The sequence below is a fragment of the Siphonobacter sp. SORGH_AS_1065 genome, from assembly GCF_030818595.1.
Lineage (GTDB): Bacteria > Bacteroidota > Bacteroidia > Cytophagales > Spirosomataceae > Siphonobacter.
In genome coordinates, this window is the sequence record NZ_JAUTAM010000004.1 from 813,134 (window position 1) to 833,439 (window position 20,306).

The 20,306-nt window shown below is 44.9% G+C and carries 16 protein-coding genes; 9 read left to right on the forward strand and 7 right to left on the reverse strand.

Annotation, left to right across the window (positions count from 1 at the left end):
- Positions 1-58 precede the first annotated feature (58 nt).
- Together QE390_RS04125 and QE390_RS04130 are read left to right on the forward strand one after the other, a co-directional pair.
- The gene (locus QE390_RS04125; RefSeq protein WP_106637335.1) at positions 59-1,102 is read left to right on the forward strand and encodes a Gfo/Idh/MocA family oxidoreductase; all 1,044 of its coding nucleotides are present in this window, start codon (positions 59-61) and stop codon (positions 1,100-1,102) included.
- Positions 1,103-1,208: 106 nt separating this feature from the next.
- Positions 1,209-2,432, forward strand: coding sequence for a chorismate-binding protein (locus QE390_RS04130; RefSeq protein WP_106637334.1), 1,224 nt, complete (start codon positions 1,209-1,211; stop codon positions 2,430-2,432).
- A 676-nt stretch (positions 2,433-3,108) separates the two neighbouring features.
- On the opposite strand, the gene QE390_RS04135 is transcribed toward QE390_RS04130, so the two are convergent.
- Positions 3,109-7,920 carry a translocation/assembly module TamB domain-containing protein gene (locus tag QE390_RS04135; protein WP_307141209.1) on the reverse strand — a complete coding sequence of 1,604 codons (4,812 nt, stop codon included), beginning with the start codon at positions 7,918-7,920 and terminating at the stop codon, positions 3,109-3,111.
- Between the two features lie 141 nt (positions 7,921-8,061).
- Between QE390_RS04135 and tsaD the strand changes: the two genes are divergently transcribed.
- Entirely contained in the window at positions 8,062-9,060 is a 999-nt protein-coding gene (gene tsaD / locus QE390_RS04140; protein ID WP_106637332.1) for a tRNA (adenosine(37)-N6)-threonylcarbamoyltransferase complex transferase subunit TsaD, read from the forward strand.
- Positions 9,061-9,219: 159 nt separating this feature from the next.
- Here tsaD and QE390_RS04145 read toward each other — a convergent pair whose 3' ends face one another.
- On the reverse strand, positions 9,220-9,558 hold the full coding sequence (locus QE390_RS04145; protein WP_307141210.1) for an ArsC family reductase: 339 nt from the start codon (positions 9,556-9,558) through the stop codon (positions 9,220-9,222).
- A 323-nt stretch (positions 9,559-9,881) separates the two neighbouring features.
- Positions 9,882-11,015, reverse strand: a complete 1,134-nt coding sequence (hisB, locus tag QE390_RS04150; protein WP_106637330.1) for a bifunctional histidinol-phosphatase/imidazoleglycerol-phosphate dehydratase HisB — start codon at positions 11,013-11,015, stop codon at positions 9,882-9,884.
- Positions 11,016-11,469: 454 nt separating this feature from the next.
- Here hisB and QE390_RS04155 point away from each other — a divergent pair, with 454 nt between their 5' ends.
- The 5 genes from QE390_RS04155 (at position 11,470) to QE390_RS04175 (ending at position 16,370) form a co-directional block, all read left to right on the forward strand.
- On the forward strand, positions 11,470-13,212 hold the full coding sequence (locus QE390_RS04155) for a DEAD/DEAH box helicase (protein ID WP_106637329.1): 1,743 nt from the start codon (positions 11,470-11,472) through the stop codon (positions 13,210-13,212).
- Between the two features lie 268 nt (positions 13,213-13,480).
- Positions 13,481-13,891, forward strand: coding sequence for a hypothetical protein (locus QE390_RS04160; RefSeq protein ID WP_307141211.1), 411 nt, complete (start codon positions 13,481-13,483; stop codon positions 13,889-13,891).
- A 247-nt stretch (positions 13,892-14,138) separates the two neighbouring features.
- On the forward strand, positions 14,139-14,747 hold the full coding sequence (locus QE390_RS04165; RefSeq protein ID WP_307141212.1) for a hypothetical protein: 609 nt from the start codon (positions 14,139-14,141) through the stop codon (positions 14,745-14,747).
- 198 nt (positions 14,748-14,945) lie between these two features.
- Positions 14,946-15,509: a hypothetical protein gene (locus QE390_RS04170; RefSeq protein WP_307141213.1), complete on the forward strand. Its 564-nt coding sequence runs from the start codon at positions 14,946-14,948 to the stop codon at positions 15,507-15,509.
- A 249-nt stretch (positions 15,510-15,758) separates the two neighbouring features.
- Complete coding sequence (locus QE390_RS04175) at positions 15,759-16,370, forward strand: outer membrane beta-barrel protein (RefSeq protein WP_307141214.1); 612 nt, start codon at positions 15,759-15,761, stop codon at positions 16,368-16,370.
- A gap of 3 nt (positions 16,371-16,373) precedes the next feature.
- Here QE390_RS04175 and QE390_RS04180 read toward each other — a convergent pair whose 3' ends face one another.
- Together QE390_RS04180 and apaG are read right to left on the reverse strand one after the other, a co-directional pair.
- Positions 16,374-17,144, reverse strand: a complete 771-nt coding sequence (locus tag QE390_RS04180; RefSeq protein WP_307141215.1) for an O-methyltransferase — start codon at positions 17,142-17,144, stop codon at positions 16,374-16,376.
- 84 nt (positions 17,145-17,228) lie between these two features.
- Positions 17,229-17,615, reverse strand: coding sequence for a Co2+/Mg2+ efflux protein ApaG (apaG, locus tag QE390_RS04185; RefSeq protein WP_106637324.1), 387 nt, complete (start codon positions 17,613-17,615; stop codon positions 17,229-17,231).
- A 174-nt stretch (positions 17,616-17,789) separates the two neighbouring features.
- On the opposite strand from apaG, the gene QE390_RS04190 reads away from it, so the two are divergent.
- Positions 17,790-18,455, forward strand: coding sequence for a uracil-DNA glycosylase (locus QE390_RS04190; RefSeq protein WP_307141216.1), 666 nt, complete (start codon positions 17,790-17,792; stop codon positions 18,453-18,455).
- A gap of 573 nt (positions 18,456-19,028) precedes the next feature.
- Here QE390_RS04190 and QE390_RS04195 read toward each other — a convergent pair.
- Both QE390_RS04195 and QE390_RS04200 read right to left on the reverse strand, forming a co-directional pair.
- A complete protein-coding gene (locus tag QE390_RS04195) occupies positions 19,029-19,400 on the reverse strand; it encodes a cyclic nucleotide-binding domain-containing protein (RefSeq protein WP_106637322.1) in 372 nt (123 codons plus the stop codon).
- Positions 19,401-19,566: 166 nt separating this feature from the next.
- The gene (locus tag QE390_RS04200; protein ID WP_106637321.1) at positions 19,567-20,274 is read right to left on the reverse strand and encodes a Crp/Fnr family transcriptional regulator; all 708 of its coding nucleotides are present in this window, start codon (positions 20,272-20,274) and stop codon (positions 19,567-19,569) included.
- Positions 20,275-20,306: the final 32 nt, after the last annotated feature.

Sequence of the window (20,306 nt, forward strand, 5' to 3'; positions counted from 1 at the left end):
CTCTGAGTAACCCAGTGGTTCCGTCAACAGAAAACCGGAAACTGTAAACTCTATATCTATGATACGTACCGCTCTAGCGGGTTTTGGAGATTCTGCCCGTTACCTTCATGCCCCTTTTATACTCGCCAATTCCTCTTTTCAACTCACGCATGTGTTCGAACGTTCCAAAAATCGAGCAGCAGAGGTTTTTCCTTTTGTAACGACCGTTCGCAGTTTTGAAGCCCTGCTCGAAGAGCCTTCGATTGATCTCATTATCATCAATACGCCCAACGAAACGCACGCCGATTACACCCGGCAAGCTCTGGAGGCAGGCAAGCACGTGGTCGTTGAAAAGCCTTTTACGCCTACCGTTGAGGAAGCCGAAGAGTTAACGCAGTTAGCCAAAGAGAAAAATCTGGTATTAACTATTTACCATAACCGTCGCTGGGATAGTGATTTTCTGACCGTTAAGGATGTACTGGAATCGGGCGAACTGGGCGAAATTTTGAGTTATGAAGCTCACTATGACCGCTATAAGCCCATTTTGAACGTAAAAGGCTGGAAAGAAAAGCCGTCTCCCGGTAGTGGAACACTCTACGATCTCGGTTCGCACATTCTGGATCAGGCCCTGCATCTGTTTGGTATTCCTACTAAAGTCTGGGCTGACATCTGGACGCAACGGGAAGGTTCCACCATCCATGATGCCTTTGATCTCCATCTGACCTATGATAAACTTCGGGTTCGCCTACGTTCGAGCCTGTTAGTTCTCGAACCTGCTCCTCGTTATACCATTAATGGAACGTTGGGAAGCTTTCTAAAACCCGGTATTGATATTCAGGAAGATCAATTGAAAGCCGGAGAAATTATGCCAGGTCACCCTAATTTTGGTGTAGAACCAGAGTCGCTTTGGGGCATGATCCACACTCAGTTAGGCGATACTTCCATCAAACGAAAAATAGAAAGTCACGCTGGGAACTGGGGTCTTTTTTACGAAAATGTAGCCGATGCGATCCTGAACGGAGCTGAGCTTGCCGTGAAGCCTGAACACGTCATCAATCAGATTAAAGTCATCGAGGCTGCCTTTTTAAGTACGCAGACGGGTAACGCCGTTTCTCTACGATAATTGGTAAAAGATCGGAAAGTTTTTGGCAGACTTTCCGATCTTTTTCTTTCTTTCAAGCACCATTTCTGCCTGTAAATAGTTATAGTTGCATCTTGAAATGGAGGCTATGGAAACAGTTCAATCTAAAAATACTTCAATTCGTACCCACTCATTATCCAATCTATGGAGTACGGCTGAACGCGGAGGTTACCCTGCCGCGTTGTGGCGGTTACCACGAGCAAGTGAAAAACAGTTAATCATTGACTTATCGAGCGAAGACCGCCGTACCAAGATTGACCTGGAAGAATTGCCCGCTGGTTTTGCCATTAGTCCGTTTATAAATCCCGAAGGAGATCAGACTCGTTTTTTAAGGGCTGATCTTTATTTTTCTTTTGATTCAGAAGAAAATTTAGTGGCCGAAAAGACTTCCCCCTCGGCTGACTTCTGGCGAATTCAGGCATTTGAAGACGATGCCTTTGAGGAAGTGGATGCTCCCGACTATAACCTGTCTCCCATTCCGCTGGATCTAGAGTCGTTGAGTGAGCGGGAGAAATTTGAAGAATCGGTGCGGCAGGCGGTTACGGAGATGAAGCTCGGTGCTTTTCAGAAGGTTGTACTTTCGCGAAGAAAATGGGTGCAATTACCAGCCCAATTCGATCATGTGGCGGCTTTTCATCGCCTTTGTGAAGCGTACCCGCATGCGTTTATTTCCTTGGTTTCCTTACCCGAATCGGCCTGTGTCTGGCTGGGTGCTACGCCCGAAATTCTGGTTAGTCAGGACCAACAGGGTATGTTCAGAACCATGTCGCTGGCCGGAACGCAGTCCGCTCTGGATGAGAATAATCATCCTATTCCCTTGGGCGAAGCTCGCTGGTCGCATAAGGAGATTGAGGAACAGGCTCTGGTGAGTCGTTATATTATTGAATGCTTCAAGAAAATCCGATTAAGGGAATACGCTGAAAGCGGCCCACAGACGGTAAAAGCAGGTAATCTTCTGCATTTACGGACGGATTTTAAGATTGATACTAAATCCGTTAACTTCCCGCAACTGAGTACGGTTATGCTGGATTTGCTGCATCCTACGTCAGCCGTTTGCGGCACGCCTAAATCTTCTGCTCTCCGATTTATTGAACATTACGAAGCCTACGACCGCACCTATTACAGTGGTTTTTTAGGTCCAGTGAATATCAATAATGAATCTCATTTGTTTGTGAACCTTCGTACGATGAAGATCGAAGGCGATCAGGCGATTCTTTACGCCGGAGCGGGTATTACTGAAAGCTCTGTCCCCGAACAGGAGTGGAACGAAACCGAAATGAAGTGCCAGACTTTATTGTCAGCTTTGCTTTAGTAGTTAGTTTTCAGTTTGTTGTTGTCAGTTTTCAGTTGGGTAACTAGGGAGTTACTCGAAGTAAGGACTCTTTGGATTCATCATTCCACGGCCCAGATAAAATCTAATGGAAAACCCCGGGTTTGACACCTGGGGTTTTCCATTCTTAAACCCTGCTGGGGTTATCCTACTCATTTTGGATTTACGACCCAGAGCTTCCCCGGATTTCATCCGGGGCTATCCATATTCAACCCTGCTGGGGTTGTTATTATGATAGGTTTACAACAAATAACCCCAGCGGGGTTAAACATGGATAGCTTCGGTCTAGATGAACCCAGGCTGGATAGTCCCATCCCAGGCTGAATAGCCCCGAATGAAATCAGGGGACACGGTTAGTAATGATAATTATCTCATACCTGAAAGATATATCATTACTTAATCATCAGCGTCTGTCATTCAAAGCGAAGAATCTTATGATCTTTTTCTAATGTATTGGGACATGCGATAACTCGACTAAACCCGACCCGCCCCATTCCACAGAAGGTCTCTCACTTCGTTCGAGAGGTCAGGGATCATACCCAATTTTTCCTTTATAGAAACTCCACTGGTGGGAGATTCCATCTCGTACCTAAAAATAAGGCAGAAACCCAGAGGTCCTGAGCAAAGCTTTAGTTACCAACTGAAAACTACAATCTAACTACTCCCTGAATTGCAGGACGTTCGAAGAATTGATGAAGACCGGCAGCAAGTTATTACCCGTGGAGCTAGTTGATTTAACTGGCGTCGGCAAGGGCTTCTGAGCTACTTTTTTCCGGGGAAAGATATAGTTGAAGCTCTTGGTATAAAGCACACTTCCGCCCACCGTCGGCGTGTTCTGGTTGATGGTACTTTGCAGGAATGTATTCTGCGGGAAACGACTAAAGGCTTTCAAACGCCAGCGGGCATCAGGAGTGACAGTCCATTCGGCTGCCCAGTCACCAATCAGATTGGCATTTTGCGTACTGTACACCGAAGAAAATCCTCCATCTCGACTGATAGTCAATCCATTACCAAAGTTATAGGAAACCCTTGCTCGCAACTGATCGGCCAAAGTCGAATTCGAACCAATGATATTAACCGTATTAATATCCACCTCTACCCCATTCGCCACTTTCGAGAGAATATCACTTAAGACACTCGTCCCCGTTTCGGCTAGTAGATTCAATAACGTTCCCTGCGAGAAAGAAGCCTGCGAGTTCTGCGGTAACAAACGACCCGAGAAAAGCACGCTACTGACCTGATTATTCAGCTCCTGCTCATCATTGGCAATGCGGGCTTCAAAGGCCTGCACCGAACCCGAAAACTGGGGTTCCAGTGGATATTCCTTGATTTTTAAACCAAAGGCAACGTTTGGTTTCATTAAGCGATCCTTCAAACTAATCGTTACCTCTACGGGATACGCCCGCCGGGCCTGAGCGGAAGAGGTTTGCTCATTCGTCAGGTTCATGATAGGGGTCAGTGACGTTAGTTTCGTGTAAGAAGCTTTTACATCCACAAAGGCCTCATAAGGATCGCCGTACCAACTGATGCGGCTGTTGGGCTGGATGGCAAATTCTTTCGAAACCAGAGCCTCGTATTTATAGAAGTATTTCCCTTTTTCCAGTTCGTAACTTCCCCGCATGGAGAAATCCCCTTTGGTATCCACTTCCAAAGCCAGGTTACTATTTCCATAGGCTTCCAGGCGGTCGCCCGTGCGACGATCCAGCACCAGAATACATTTGGCATCGGGGGTAATATTAAAGTTGAAATCCATCCGAATACCCGTGCGAACCCGACGTTTCAGGCTAAAATCTTCCTCTTTTTTCTTAGGAATGGCCAGATTAACAAACTGGATATAATCGGTATTACTTACTTCACTGGCATTGTCAATTGGAATGGTAATCTCCGTTCCGGGACGCGTGGTCGCGTTAGATTTAATCACCAGATTTTCCAGCGTCCCTACACTCTCTACGCTTACATCGCCCGTAACGTAAGCTTTTCCGAAGAACAACTTATTCTCCTTAATGGTGGTATTCAGTACTTTGAAGTTCCGCAAATTGGCTTTCAAATCCAGAGCGTAATTCCCATTGCCACCCGAGTAAAGTCCAATCCGCACATTTCCGGGGTTACCTTCTTCATCCGTCACCGCCATTTTCGCTAATGCTTCACTTCCCCGGAACCGAATGGTATCCGCGAAATTCAATCGAACGCCCAGGTAATCGAACCGTAATTGACCTTTTTTTACGTCTGCTAATCCCCGAATCTGCGGCGATTTAGGTGTCCCTTTAATGGTTAACTTTCCACTCGCCTGACCTTTAATTTCGGAGAATAAGCCTTCCACGAAAGGTTCAAAAATCTGTAAATCCGTACGATTCAGGTTTGCGGCTAAATCCAGAGCATTTTCTCCCTGATCAGGCGTGTAAGTGCCTTTTATGTTCAGAATCGGATTATTCATCCGATCTACATTCACGTTCACATTCACCCGCTGATTGGCCTTGTCCCACTGCGAAGACGCGTCTACATTACCGATCAGAAAGCCTTTATACACCAGCTCGTCGATGTTGAGTTTTCCATCCAGATTGATATTCTCGTAGGCGTCCCGCATCCGGACATCCCCATTAAGCGTCCCGTTGATTTTCACCTGCAAAATCGGTTCAAGCGTTTGCAGATTAAAGTCACGGGCGTTCAGTAATAACGTTTCCTGCGGATTTTCTGAGACTCTTCCGTTTAAAGCAATGGACTGTTCGGTATTCTGGAAGGTCAAATCTTTCACGTCCACTGTTGAGCCCGTCAATCGAATCATATTACCCGTGTTCACATTCCAGTCCTGATCCAGAATTCGGATTCTGGAACGACGGAAGTGTAGATCAGTACCTTCGGCTCTAAAGAAGATATCTCCGTTTAAACTCAGGCGGTTTGTACTGGCTTTCTGCTGTAACCGACTGGTAAAAGCAATGTGGTCTTTATCCCAGGAAGCTTCCACCTGAAGATTTTCGGTGGGAGCAGCGGAATAAATCTGCTGATTATCAGAGGTAATAACGGCAGAAGCCAGCACATCATTCTGATGGGCAAACTTCGAAGTATTGATATCGACTTCGGAGTGGAAGAATTTATATCCCCCCATTAAAAGCGTGTCGGCTTTCGCATTTAGCGTAAAAACGGAGGTATTTCCCATCGTGAAATTACCCTCCACTTTACTATTGGGAGACAGGTAACCGTCGGGATAAAGAAAAGCCATCAATGGCCGGGAATCTTTAAATTCGACGGCATAATTCAGATTATAGGGGTTTGGAATGGGCTTGGTAGCCTTTTTCTGGTAATAACTTTGCCGGGCAGAATCCAGCTCGGTGAAGTAGATTTTATACTCTTCAATCAGATTGGGTAAATCCTTCAAAGCCTGCGAAAGCTTAAAGGGACCCTCTACGCTGGCATTCAGAATATCGGTTTGCAGGGAGATATACCGCTTATCCACCGGTTTGGGCATAAACAGATACAACGTATCAATCAGCAGGTTCCGATCACCGTCCTTTAAGTCACGGGTTAAATAGGTGTTTTTCAGGCGAGCTACGCCGTACATTTCGTCAATATCCAGTCCCGTCCAGACGACGTGTACTTCCGACTGCAAACGCATGTTTTCTTCGGAAATACCCAGCGGATGTAGCATCGCCTTGCGAATCGTTCCGTCAATATCGAAGTAATTCCGTTTTTTCCGAATATCAGCCTTACCCGTCAGATCGAACACCAGATTGGTATCCTGCATGGCAATTCGTCCATCGAATTGACCTAACTGTAGATTCCCGTCAACGCGAATATGACGGTAATCGTACCCCTGAAAACCAAACCTACGAACGTCAGTATTCAACTTCACTATGGCCGTTTCCTTATCAAAACCCTTGCCTTCAATCTGCCCTTTCAGATCAATCTTCTGAAGCATCTTCGGATCGTTAATCAAATCGCCCAGAGCAAAATTAACCAGCTCAATATCCCCCTTATAGGTTGAGTTATCGATCTTGTTGGCAATTTTCATGCTTAAGTTGGGCTTCGCAATGCCGTATCGGGTCTTCAACGATCCATTCGCCCGGAAATCATTATAGCGTCCGGCAAACAGTCCTGTGTATTCCAGCGTACCAAAATCATCCAGCGTTTCAGCGGCTGTTTTGCCCGTATACTGAGCCAGATCCTGAGCGTTGGTAGAGAACTGCGTCAGGTTGAAATTCATGTCGGTGGTTTCAAAATCGGGCAGGCCCTTAAACGCGAAAACACCCGCCGCCTGGCTTTTCTTGCCATACCGCAGGTCTTTAGCCCAAAATTTGAAATTCCGAACGATACCATCAAAATGCCCCGTCGCTTCCCACCGATCATTGAATTCGTATAACGGTCGCGAGAAACGGGCCAGGTCATTCGCATACACCACACTATGATCCAGATCGGCTAGAATGCGGACTTTCTCGTTAAAATCGCCCAGATCACGACTTCGTTTGTACCGAAATTCAATGTGCTTGCGAAGTGTGGAGCGATTCACCTGTACTAGCAAGTTTTCAAACCGCATCTGTTCCGAAGAAAAGAAAAACTTGGTATCGAACTTATGAATCCGCATTTGAGCCACCCGATCAATTCCTCGCAGGTTTGTAATATCGGCTGCAATGGTATCGGCAAAAACCAGAAAGTTTTTCACGTCTCCACTTAAGTCATTGATCACAAAATGATTGTAATCAAAAGTCCCCTTTCGGTTCAGAGGTTGGGTTCGCGGATCGTCGTAATGGAACTCTCCGGCTTCCACTTCTCCGGTTCCAATGGTAAACGGAATAATTTTGGGCGGGCCTTTACGGGGTGTTTTCGGAGCCGTTAATCGATCAATTGCCGCAATGAATCCATCAATATTCAAATCTCCGCTCGGCTGAACAACCAGACGAACATCGGGATTGACTAGCTTGACTTTATCGAGGTGAATATTGGTACTGGCGGAGTCGATCAGGTTAAAGAGGGAAAGATTAACTTCCAGCCGATTCACATCAATCATCGGCTGACGTAACGTGTCAGGAATTGAAACCTTCTCCAGAATCAGGTAATCAGGAAACTGGTAGTTCACCCGGCCAATGGTTATCGGATATTGTGTTTCCTTATAGAACCAGTCAGTTATGTAACGGGTAATCCTGGTCTGCACTTTCGGAATCCGCAGAAACGCCATGATACTTACGCTCAACCCAACCGTCAATAAAAAGAAGAAGGTAACGTTTCGGATTAAAATCGGAACTTCCTGACGAATCAGGCTGGCGACTTTGCTTCGTACGGCAGGAAAAAAAATAATCAGGAATAGCCCTACTAGTGCGGCGGGTAATCCTACCAATAGCAGTCCCCTTTTTATTTCTGTAAGCTGATTGGGAGTAAGGGTTATCCAGGATAAATAATGACCTACGCTCAGCCCAATGACTGCCACTACGAGGAGTGTCAGCAGAAATCGGGATATAAAACGCAGTAAGTAAGTCATCATGGAAAAGAAAGACAGTCAATGAAACAGCAGTAAACCTGCCATCAATAACTGTTTTTAGAACGTTTCAGGCGTACTTTTGTTGATAGTTCAGTAGTTAAAATTAATAAAATCAGGCCGAAACCTTCGGTTACTCCCCAGATTATGGTATTACTTGCCATCGAATCTTCCTGCGATGAAAGCTCCGCTGCGGTGCTGGTAGACGGGCAGATTCGTTCCAATATCGTAGCAACTCAGCTTATTCATCAGCAATACGGCGGCGTAGTGCCCGAATTAGCGTCCCGAGCCCACCAGCAACACATCGTGTCGGTGGTACAGGAAGCCTTAGCACAGGCCAAAGTTACAAAAAAGGACCTGAACGTGATTGCCTTTACCCGCGGGCCGGGCTTATTGGGAGCTTTATTAGTAGGAACTTCCTTTGCTAAATCGCTGGCCCTGGGTCTGAATATTCCGTTAGTGGATGTGCACCACATGCAGGCTCACGTGCTGGCTCATTTCCTGCAAACGCCTCATCCCGCCTTTCCTTTTCTGTGCTTAACGGTTTCGGGCGGACATACGCAAATTGTACTTGTCCGGGATTACCTCGACATGGAAGTCATCGGAGAAACGCAGGACGATGCCGTGGGCGAAGCCTTCGACAAAACGGCTAAACTCCTGAACCTTCCCTACCCTGGTGGCCCCTTGATTGACAAATATGCTAAAGAAGGTAACCCCGAACGGTTTCCTTTTCCGGCTGTGGATACGCCCGGATTAAGTTATTCTTTCTCTGGAATCAAGACGGCCATTTTATACTTTTTAAAGAAAGAAACGGCTCAGAACCCTAACTTCATTGAAGAAAATCTGGCGGATATCTGTGCTTCGGTGCAGGCGGCGTTAGTTCGAACGTTATTAACCAAACTCAAACGAGCCGCCCGCGAAACAGGTATTCGGGAAATTGCCATTGCTGGTGGTGTTTCCGCTAATTCTGGTTTACGGAAAGAACTTCAGGAAACGGGCGATAAACTCGGCTGGAATGTCTACATCCCTGATTTTGAATATTGCACGGATAACGCCGCCATGATCGGCATGGCTGGTTATTACAAAGCCGTACGAGGTGAATTCTGCCCGCAAACCGTTTCTCCTTTACCCCGAATGGACTGGTAATCACAAACATCGAGCCCACTGCATTTCCATGAAGCAGAAAATGCAGTGGGCTCGATATTTGTCAAATTCTTGTAAAGATGCGATTGTAAAACGTCGACTATCAATCGAATAACCGCAGCGGCCGCCGCTAGAAACGATCAACTACTTTTGTTATCTATATTACTTAAACGTCTTTTCGTATTCGTCTGGCTTAAAGCCCAGAGCCACTATCTTTCCATTGGACTCAATCAAAGGGCGGCGAATGACGGACGGTTTTTCCAGCATTAAGGCTACCGCAGAAGCTTCGTCCGTTGGTTTTTCTTCCAGTTTCTTCCAGGTCGTTCCGGCTTTATTGACCAAGTCCTCCCAGGATTTTTGCGTTAACCAACGTTCAATGATTTCCCGACTAACTCCCTGCTTTTTGTAATCGTGGAATTGGTACGTAATGCCCTGATCGGCGAGCCATACGCGGGCTTTTTTTACGGTATCACAATTCGGAATGGCGTATAATGTATACATATGTATGCTGGCAAATCAGGTTATTTATCAAACTTACGCAAACCTGAAATTTTCAAACTAATGAGTATTTCACGAAAAAAGAGCGGCATTCCCAAAGGATACCGCTCTTTTTTGTCTGTTCTTAGATCTTATTTTCTAGGTTCGCGTTTTTCCAGGAATGATCCAATGTAGAACGCAGAAACCATCAGCAATACGAAGAATGCCAGAGGAACATAAGTAGGAAGTGGAATATTCAGTAACATATCTGTGTAATGATCAGTGTTCAGAATTCGGTACGTGCAAAAGTAAGCCACAAAGCTTAAACTCTAAAACCATTTTTCAAATTACAGCACACCTTTTGTACTGGGCAGATTATTGAGCTCTTTTACTTCCCGGCGAACGGCCATTTTAATGGCTTTTGCCCAGGCCTTAAAGATGGCTTCAATTTTATGATGCTCGTTATCCCCTTCTACCTTAATATTCAGGTTCGTAAGCGAAGTATCGGTAAAGGATTTGAAGAAATGGTGGAATAACTCCGTTGGCATATCCCCAATTTTCTCCCGGCGGAAATCCGCCTCCCAAATCAGCCAGGGGCGACCGGAAAAGTCAATGGCTACCTGAGCCAGAGCCTCGTCCATGGGCAATAAAAATCCGTAACGGGCAATGCCGCGTTTGTCCCCCAGGGCTTTGCGGAAGGCTTCGCCAAGAGCTAAAGCGGTATCCTCAATGGTATGGTGTTCGTCAATGTGCAGATCGCCCTTGACTTTAATGGTCAGATCCAGTCCACCGTGTTTAGCTAACTGATCCAGCATGTGATCGAAGAATCCAAGACCAGTCTCAATGTTGGCTTTACCCGTTCCATCCAGGTTAAGTTCAACAAAAATCTGCGTTTCCTTCGTATCGCGTTGAACCCGTCCGATTCGGTCTTCGAGTCTTACTTTCCGGTAAATTTCATCCCAATCAGGTGTAGCCAAAGCCACTACGGCTTCCAGCTCGGGGGTTAATAAGCTACGTTCGGATTCCTTATAATCGGGCTCCACCAGAATCGCTTTTGCCTCCAGATTTAAAGCCAGCCGCACATCCGTCAGACGATCACCAATCACGTAACTATTCGCCAGATCATAACTGCCGTCCAGATACTGCGTTAGGAGGCCCGTTCCGGGTTTGCGGGTAGGTAAATTTTGCTCCGGGAATGAACGGTCAATGTGTATGGCGGAGAACTTCACTCCTTCCTTTTCCAGCGTTTTCAACATTTTATTCTGAGCTGGCCAGAAGGTATCTTCAGGAAACGAATCCGTGCCGAGGCCATCCTGATTGGTAACCATGACGAGTTCATAGTCTGTTTCTTCGGCAATTTTCCGAAGGGCAGAAATGGCTTTGGGCAGAAATTCCAGTTTTTCGAGGGAATCAATCTGAAAATCGGTTTGCGGCTCTACGATAATCGTTCCGTCCCGATCTATGAATAAGGCTTTTTTCATGTAAACGATTTTGCTGCAAATTTGAATAAGAATCAGTGACTTTGAACGGTTATCGGCTCATTTGATGAACAGATTCCAGGAAAATTTACAAACAGTGATACATTTCATTGATTATACTGGATTTTTCCACCACATAGTACAATTTAGTTGCAGAAGCGAACTCTTTCACCGTATTTTGCATTTGTATTTATAGCAGTGGAAGATATACATAGTTCTGCTGACTAAAAAGGCCTCCCGTCTGCCTTGCTCTGATTAGGTTCGCGTGCCGAACCCTCCTTTGTAGCTCACACTTTGGTCATCAGAAGCCCGACGGATGTGTAGGCATCGTTGTGGTTTATTTTACATCATTTTAAAACCGATTGTACCACAAACTTCCTGTTTGTGACGTCTTTGGTTACAGGCAGCCGCCTGTGGATGACCGGAGCACAAGGAACTCTTGTGGTATTACTAATTCATGGAGAATCAAATTTTATTTGCTGACCTGGGTCTTTCCGACGAGGTTAAGCAAGCCGTCGCGGAAATGGGTTTCGTGGCACCTTCGCCTATCCAGGCAGAATCTATTCCTCACTTACTTGAAGGTCGTGACGTTATTGGCCAGGCTCAAACGGGTACTGGTAAAACTGCCGCCTTTGGTATTCCCTTAATTGACATTATTGACCCTAATGAAAAAGTGATTCAGTCGCTTATTCTTTGCCCCACCCGCGAATTAGCGGTGCAGGTATCTGAAGAGCTTCGTCGACTTGCTAAATTCAAAAAAGGGGTATGGATCACTGCTATTTATGGTGGTGACAGTTACGAACGCCAGAACCGTGACCTGCGTAAAGGCTGCCAGATTGTGGTAGGTACGCCGGGCCGGGTAATGGACCATATTGATCGCGGAACACTTCGTCTGGATAATATTCGTTACATCGTATTAGATGAAGCGGATGAAATGCTGGATATGGGCTTCCGGGAAGATATTGAAACGGTATTAGCTGACTGTCCTGAAGATCGTCAAACGGTGTTCTTCTCGGCTACGATGCCTAAGCCTATCATGGACTTAACGAAACGTTACCAGAAGAATCCCCAACTGGTAAAAGTAACGAAGAACGAAGTAACCAATGTTAACATTGAGCAGAGTTGGTATGCCGTTCGTCCAGATGCGAAATTCGAAGCAATGTGCCGTCTGATTGATTTCCACCAAATCAAATTGATGCTGGTGTTTAGTAATCAGAAAGCACGGGTAGACGAAATCGTTGAGCAATTCCAGATGCGGGGTTATGCCGCAGAAGGTCTGCACGGCGATATGCGTCAGGCTGCCCGTACTCAGGTGATGAGCAAGTTCCGTGCCGGTACGACTCAAATCCTGGTAGCAACGGACGTAGCTGCCCGTGGTATTGACGTAGACAGCGTGGAAGCCGTATTTAACTACGACGTTCCTATGGATTCTGAGTATTACGTACACCGGATTGGTCGTACGGGCCGTGCGGGTAAGTCTGGAAAAGCCTTTACGCTGGCTTCAGGTTCAGAAAAATACCGCATCCGCGACATTCAGAACTATACGAAAGTAGAAATCATCCGTGGTAAATTACCCACTTTTGCTGATGTATTTGCAATCAAGAAAAACCGCTTTATCGAACGCGTACAGCAGACGATTGAAGAAGGTACTTCTGAGTTTTACGCTGACGTATTAAGCACTCTAGAAGAAGCTGGACATGAGCCTGCGGCTATCGTATCGGCTTTGGCTCAGTTAAATCTGGGTGGTGTAAAAACAACGGAAGATAACCTGGAAGAACAACCTCGGAATAATAAATTCGAAGGTCGTGATTCTCGCGGTGGTGATCGCAATGGCAGCCGTTTTGGCGAACGTCGCAGCAACGATCGCTTCGGTGATCGTCGTGGTAACACTGCCGAACGTAACGGTAACACGCGTGAGCGGGTTGATCGGGAAGGTAAGCCTTTCCGTCGGGGTGCAGATGCCGGTATGGTTCGTCTGTTTATCAACATCGGTAAGAACTTCAAAATCACGCCTAGCCACATCGTTGGAGCCATCACTGGCGAAACCGGTCTGCCTGGTAAAGTGATTGGTCAAATTGATTTATTTGACAGCTATTCATTCGTGGACGTTCCGAAAGAACACCACCAAACGGTTCTGAGTGCTCTGGATGGCAACACCATCAAAGGCAAACGCGTAAACGTTGAAGTAGCGAAAGGATAATAGGGTTTAGGGTTGTGTGTTAGGGGTTCTGAGTTTTTTTATCCTTTACATTAAACCTGCCTATATAAAAAAGCGAGTCTGGGTATCTATTTGATACTCAGACTCGCTTTTTATTTTAAGCTATTCATTAACTCCGAACGCAAAACTTTCCACACTAAACTATAAACGCCAAACCTGTTAAAGAAAGTTAAGGCTTTAAACGTGGCTGATGGTTTCTTTTCATAGTCTCGAAAATGAAAAAATCATTGATACTATAAACAAAAACGCCATGAAAAACTCCTTGTTAAAAAAAGCTTTCTTTTTCGCTGCTACCCTTGTAATTGGTTCTGTTACCGCTGCTCAGGCTCAGTCTTACGGTCGGTATGATGACCGATATGATCGTCGGGACCGGTACGAAGATCGTCGCTCCGAAAGCCGGGGCCGTTTTAATCCTGAGTTTCGTCAGCAACAACAAAATAGAAGAATTGAGCAGGGAATCCGTTCTGGTCAGTTGAGTCGTCGTGAAGTGCGTAACCTGAAACGCATGCAGGCTGATGCAGATCGTGCCATCTGGTCTGCTCGTGCCAATGGGTACTCTTCCCCCCGCGAACGTTTGATCATTAATGACTTACAGGATCGCATTGACCGGGCCATTACCTGGGAAAAACGCGACGGACAACGTGGTTATGACCGCTGGTAATTCTGGACTTTCATTTCTCTCCATTGCTTTCCTATTAATAGAATACCGTAGTAATTGGTTTGACAGGTTATCAAAGTGATCGGTGAATATTTCGCCGATCACTTTTCTTGTTAACGCCTAAAACATTACCTATTTTTCACCGTTATCTACTTGACACATAGCGACTAAGCCGCTTGCAACTAGTTCTATGTGTTCCGGCGATTACAGTCTTTTACTCTTCCAGGTTTCAACCTTATTCAACAAATCAATGATTTCTCCTAAAAACCTCCGTCGTTTCTTCAGTATGGGTGCATTAGTAATGCTCCTGATTCCCGCCGCAGAAGCCCAGGTAGCTTTTAGTCTTCACGGCACCCTGGCAGCTCCAACGCTGGATGATGCCAATACCCGTGGTGGGGCAGGTGCCAATCTGAAATTATTTCTCGGCAAACAATTTGCTATTGGAGCGGCTGCCAAGTACATCAGCCTTTCTTACGAAGCTAATAACAGCATAGGTTTACAGGCCATCGGTTCGCTGATTCCAGTAACGGCTACTGCTGACTATTACCTGACTTCCGGTTTTATTCGGCCCTATATTGGTGGAGAAGCTGGAGCGTATATCCAACGTTATGATTTACGCCAGGGTACTAATAGCCTATACGAATCTAAAACTACCCGATTTGGGGCAGCTCCCAAAGTTGGCTTAGCCATTGCTATCGGAAACTTGGGAATCTTTGCCGAAGGGAATTATCACTTCATCTTTTCAAACAAAGACGGTAGCCCCGATATTACTTCAAGCAGTAACATAAGCTTCAAAAGACCTCAGAACCTTTGGTCGCTTAATGCTGGAATTACCTTCGGATTCCCCAATTCCAATTAATCTACGTTACGTAGATTAAACAGGAAGTTAGCCTACATTGTGTAGATAAATAGCCTCTTTTTATTGAAAAAGTACTAATTATATTCACATAATTAGTACTTTTTTTATTTTACATTCGTGTATATTCTTGATCTAATAAGCCGTTACAGTTCTTGAAACTCAGGCTTGCTATTTTTTCATTCACTGATCCGATTATACATGAAAAGTACTGCATTAGTACCCCGCCTTCTGCTATTTGTTCTGTTCATCCTCTCTGCTCAGCTCGCTAATGCCCAAATTGCCTATACCTTACATGGTACGGCAGCAGTAGCCAATTACCCCTATGCTCCACTTAAACCCGGTTTTGGGGCTGGGGCCAAGCTGTTTATCACTTCGTATTTTGCCGTGGGAATTGCGGCAAAATATACGGCTCTTGGTTACAAGCATAAACAATCCTCATCTTCGATTATTACAAATACGGGGTCGCTTATTCCTATTACTACTACTGCTGATTTGTACTTAGCTAAGGGCCCCGTTCGTCCTTACATGGGTCTCGAAGCGGGAGCTTATTTCCATTCCCTCAAAACGGATGTAGAAGGCAATGGCTCTTACAGAGCTACCTATACTAAACTAGGCACTGCTCCGAAGCTTGGTATTTCATTCAAAGTCAATAAGTTATCTCTATTTGCTGAAGGTAGTTATCAGTTTTTATTTGGAAGTACAAACGGGAGTGTAACCGATCAAACCGTAAAGTTCAGATGGCAAACGCCCAATCAACCGTAAAGTTCAGATGGCAAACGCCCAATCAATACTGGTTTTTTAACGCCGGAGTCTCTTTCGGAATGCCTTGATCAAAATAATATTTGGCTATTCCCGCTAATATATGTACCCATCTGAGGGCATACACATAGGAGCACAAACCAATGTTGTAGATATTATTACCCATTATTCAAAGCTATGCCAAGCCCTATGTAGGGTTTGGCATCTTTTTTTATATTACCTAAGTACAATTGTTAAACTAGACAACTATCCATGAAAACAATTCGATTCTACGCTAGTATGGCTCTGGTGGCTATGTTAGCTACCTTCAGCACAAAATCATTCGCACAAGTTGGTTTCACGCTTCACGGTACAGCCGCCGCTCCTAATATTGACGGTGCGGAAGTAAAGCCAGGGGTTGGTGCAGGTCTGAAAGTATTCCTCGGTCCTAACGTAGCCGTAGGTGCAGCCGCCAAATACATTGCTCTTTCTTATGATTATAATCAATCGGTAGGAAGCAACGTGGAAAACAAAGGTTCTTTGGTTCCTATTACTGGTACATTAGACATTTTCCTGACCAGTGGCGTGGTTCGTCCTTATATTGGTGCTGAGGCTGGTGCTTACATCCGTAACACCAAGGCAACCATTTTGGGCAACGAATTCAAAAGCTCACGTACTAACTTCGGTGCCGCTCCTAAAATTGGGGTAGCCTTTGCCTTAGGTGGTGTAGGCCTGTTTGCCGAAGGTGCTTACAACTTCATCTTTGGTAACAAAAATGGTAGTGCAAACATTGGTTCAGGCAGTAATATTAGCTGGGATAACCCAAGCAAACTATGGGCCGTTAACGTTGGTGTAACCTTTGGTTTCCCACGTACGAACGACTAAGATCTAAAATCGAAGTACAAAGTGTTGTTTAGGCTGTTTATTGCCAAAAAAGACTAAGCCCACGAAGAACAAATCGATTGTTACCGTCACGCTTGGATGAGCCTGGATTTCGATCCAGGCTTTTCCCATTTCTGGTGACCAGTGGATATCATCAAAGACAAAAACGCTGTCCTGATGAGCTTTCTTTAGGCATTGCAGAAAGTATCGAACCGTAGGTTCATAGCGATGGTTGGCATCGAAGAAGGCAAAATCAATTTGCGAAACCTGTTGTGCTTGAGTAACCAAAGTTTCATCGAGATTCCCTATTACTAATTCAACCTTTGAAGCCTGAAGTTTTTGAAGGTTTTTAGCCGCCACCTGAGCCGTCTGCGGACAGCCTTCAAAGCTATAAATCTGAGCTTCAGGAGCAGCTTTGGCCTCGTAAAGTGTAGTAATACCCAGTGAAGTGCCCAGGTCAAAGAGAACGGTAGGCTGAAAATACTGAATCAGGCGATACAGCAACTGGGAAAATTTGGGCGTCTTCTGAGCATTTTTTGCAATGGTGGAAACCTTCCGAAGCGGAGTATTACTTAGTCGGGAACCCGCTCCGTAATCGACGACTTCAATCTCCAGTGTACTACTTTTCATCTCCGAACGAATAGCCTCAATTTCCTGAAAAACCGACTTATCTACCGAGTTACGAATAACTTTGGTGTATAGTTCGAAAACAAACGGAGAGTGAATCGAATGCTCGTTTTTCGCAGAAAACAGGTAACGCAGGAAAGCAGTAATCAAAATATATTCGCCCGTAAAGGTTAACCTGAGTTAACCTTTTTGAAGCCGTTAAAATGAGTAACAAAAAGATAATAGCTCTAAAGCTTAGTTGAGCTTGTAAGGAACAATGAGCAGGAATTCAGGAATCTGAACGGAAAACTCGCGACCATCGTACGTACGCTCCATCAAATAGCTACCGGCCATTTTACCCATGGTGGTTTGCAGGTTGCTTCCCGAAACGTATTCATGAATTTCGCCCGGCTCCAGCACGGGTTGTTGTCCGATAACGCCTTCCCCTTCTACTTCGCGAATAGTGCCGTTGGAGTCATAAATGAACCAATGCCGACGACGAAGACGAATGGTGTGATCCGACTGATTTTCAATGCGTACGCGATACGTGAATACAAAATGCTGCAAGGAAGCATTTGAATGGTCGGAAATAAACTCCGTAATCACACTAACTTTGACGCCTTCTGTAATAGCCGTTACCATAATCGTTTCGTAGTTTGCCGAATGGATTCTTACTTACTAAACAATCGAAATTAACCATCATCCCGATACGGGGCAAATCCTGGAATTGATTTTTATGAATTCTTAATAAAATATCTACGGGAAAAGCTCTATTCAGGTCGTCAATGATCCCTGTTATTCTTAATTTTTTACCTTATGAACGTTCAAATCGCCGAATCCTGGAAGACCTATCTACAGCCGGAGTTCGAAAAACCTTATTTTCAGACGCTCGTAGAATTTATTAAGCAAGAATACGCCACCAAGCAGGTTTACCCACCGGGCAAGTTAATTTTCAATGCGTTCAATCACTGCTCATTCGAAAATACGAAAGTAGTTATTCTCGGCCAAGACCCTTACCACGGCCCTAATCAAGCTAATGGATTGGCCTTTTCAGTGAATGATGGCGTTCGTACACCGCCCTCGCTGGTTAATATTTTCAAGGAAATTAAAGACGATCTGGGTAAGCCCATTCCACATTCGGGTAATCTTGAACGTTGGGCAGATCAGGGGGTATTACTTCTTAACGCGACCTTAACCGTTCGAGCGGGAGAAGCAGGTTCACATCAGGGAAAAGGCTGGGAAACCTTCACTGATGCGGTTATACGTATCTTATCGGAACAGAAAGAAAATCTGGTTTTCCTGCTTTGGGGAGCTTATGCTCAAAAGAAAGGAGCCGTTATCAATCCCGAAAATCACCTGGTCTTGAAGTCCAAGCACCCCTCTCCTATGTCAGCCAATTATGGAGGCTGGTTTGGGAATAAACACTTTAGCAAAACTAACGATTATCTGCGAAGCAAGGGATTACCGGAAATTAACTGGTAATGGAATAAGGTTGAAGGTTGGTTCTTGACTGTTTAATAAGTTTGAGGCGACGTTTGATACATTAAGCTGCTGACAACGTGCTATAGGGTTTATTTTACCAGACTACCATTTGAGATAACTTATTGATAGTTAGCATGCCGCTACTAGCATGGCCCGACCAGCTTTTTCGCTGGTACTACTACTCCCTGTAACTCGACACCATCAAACACATTGCTGCCAGCGAAAAAGCTGGCAGCGGTAATTCCTCTACAATTATTTTACTAGGCTACCTACCATTTAGGGTAACCCAGCGTTAGTTAGCATGCCGCTGCCAGCGTGGTCCGGCCAGCTTTTTCGCTGGTAGCACTACTCCCTATAACTCGACACCATCTAACACATTGCTGCCAGCGTGGCCCGGCCAGCGAAAAAGCTGGCAGCGGTAACCCTACTATTGTTTTACTAAACTACCGTTTTTGGCAATTAACTATACAGCAGATTCATCATTAACTGGATTGAACTCCTACTGGCGGCAATACCACTAAAATAACTTCATCAAAGCATTCTCAAACTTTCAAAAGAAACCAAACGATCACGTCATTCAAATTTCTTCCGCATTAACTCCATTTGATCGCACATTTTTATCATGAAATAGCGGCGAGCCATGTCATGTTCCTCGATGAAATGTTCGATTTGCTGTTTATCAAAAACGAGTAAGATTGACTCATCATTCACCTTTACAGAAGACTGATGAGATTCATTTAATAAGGCTTCGTGCAGCCCTAAAAAGCAGCGACATCCCTGCAAACGATGGCCCGTCTGAGCTTCTTCATCCAGAATATCTACCGATCCATCTTTCAGATAGAAAACGAACTCCGCGAGTTGTTGTTTTCGGTATAAATATTCCCCTTTGTGAGCATAAAGTTCAGTCCCACGGGCCAATAGTATTTTCTCCGTATCTAGTAGCATAGCTCTTCGTCTGGCTTTTGGGAATCAATTTCACCTGATTCATTAAAAGCTTATTTCTAAGGCGAAGTTGTTGAAAATCTGGCAAGTAAGAAATGATATAAATCAGTCGAAGAATTGAGAATTTCCGAATATTAATAAACAGAAACCCGATTCTTACCCATATTTATTAATCGTACAATTGACTGATTTTTAATAAGCGATCAGGCTTCACAATGGTAATGGTGCTACCGTGAGAAGTAACGATTCCATCTTCCTTAAATTCAGACAAAAACCGAATAACCGTCTCCTTAGCAGTACCTACGATGGCTGCTAAATCTTCCCGGGAAATGGAAATACTAAAGGGAGCATTTTCTTCTTTTTTCTGATACGTCGAACGCAGTAATAATAAAGCCTCAGCGAGTCGTTCACGTACGGGTTTCATCGCTAAATGAATCATTCTTTCCTGCGAATCACCGAGTGCTTTAGCTAACATTTTCATCAAATCATTAGCCACTTTTACGTTCGAGTCAATCAGGTTATTAAAATCCGAAGCGGGCAAAAAACAGGCTTGTGTATCGTCTAAAGCCACAGCTGAAGCTGTGTATTTCGCATTTTCAATTAGCGAACGATAGCCTAACGTATCGCCGGGTTTAGCCAGACGAATAATATGTTCTTTACCATCAGAATTCAGGCGGCTGATTTTTACTTTTCCATCGAATACACAGAACAAGCCAAAGGGTCGATTTCCTTCGTGGAAGATAACCTGTCCCTTTTTATACGTATGAAAGCACTTGTTTTCATTCATGCCTTCCAGCTCTTCATGCTGACAGTTTTTGAAAAGTGAAAATTCACGAAAAGCACAACGTTGGCATTCGGGAGCAGCTTGCGATTTCATCAGATTCTAGTGGATCTCGGGCAACGGTTCCG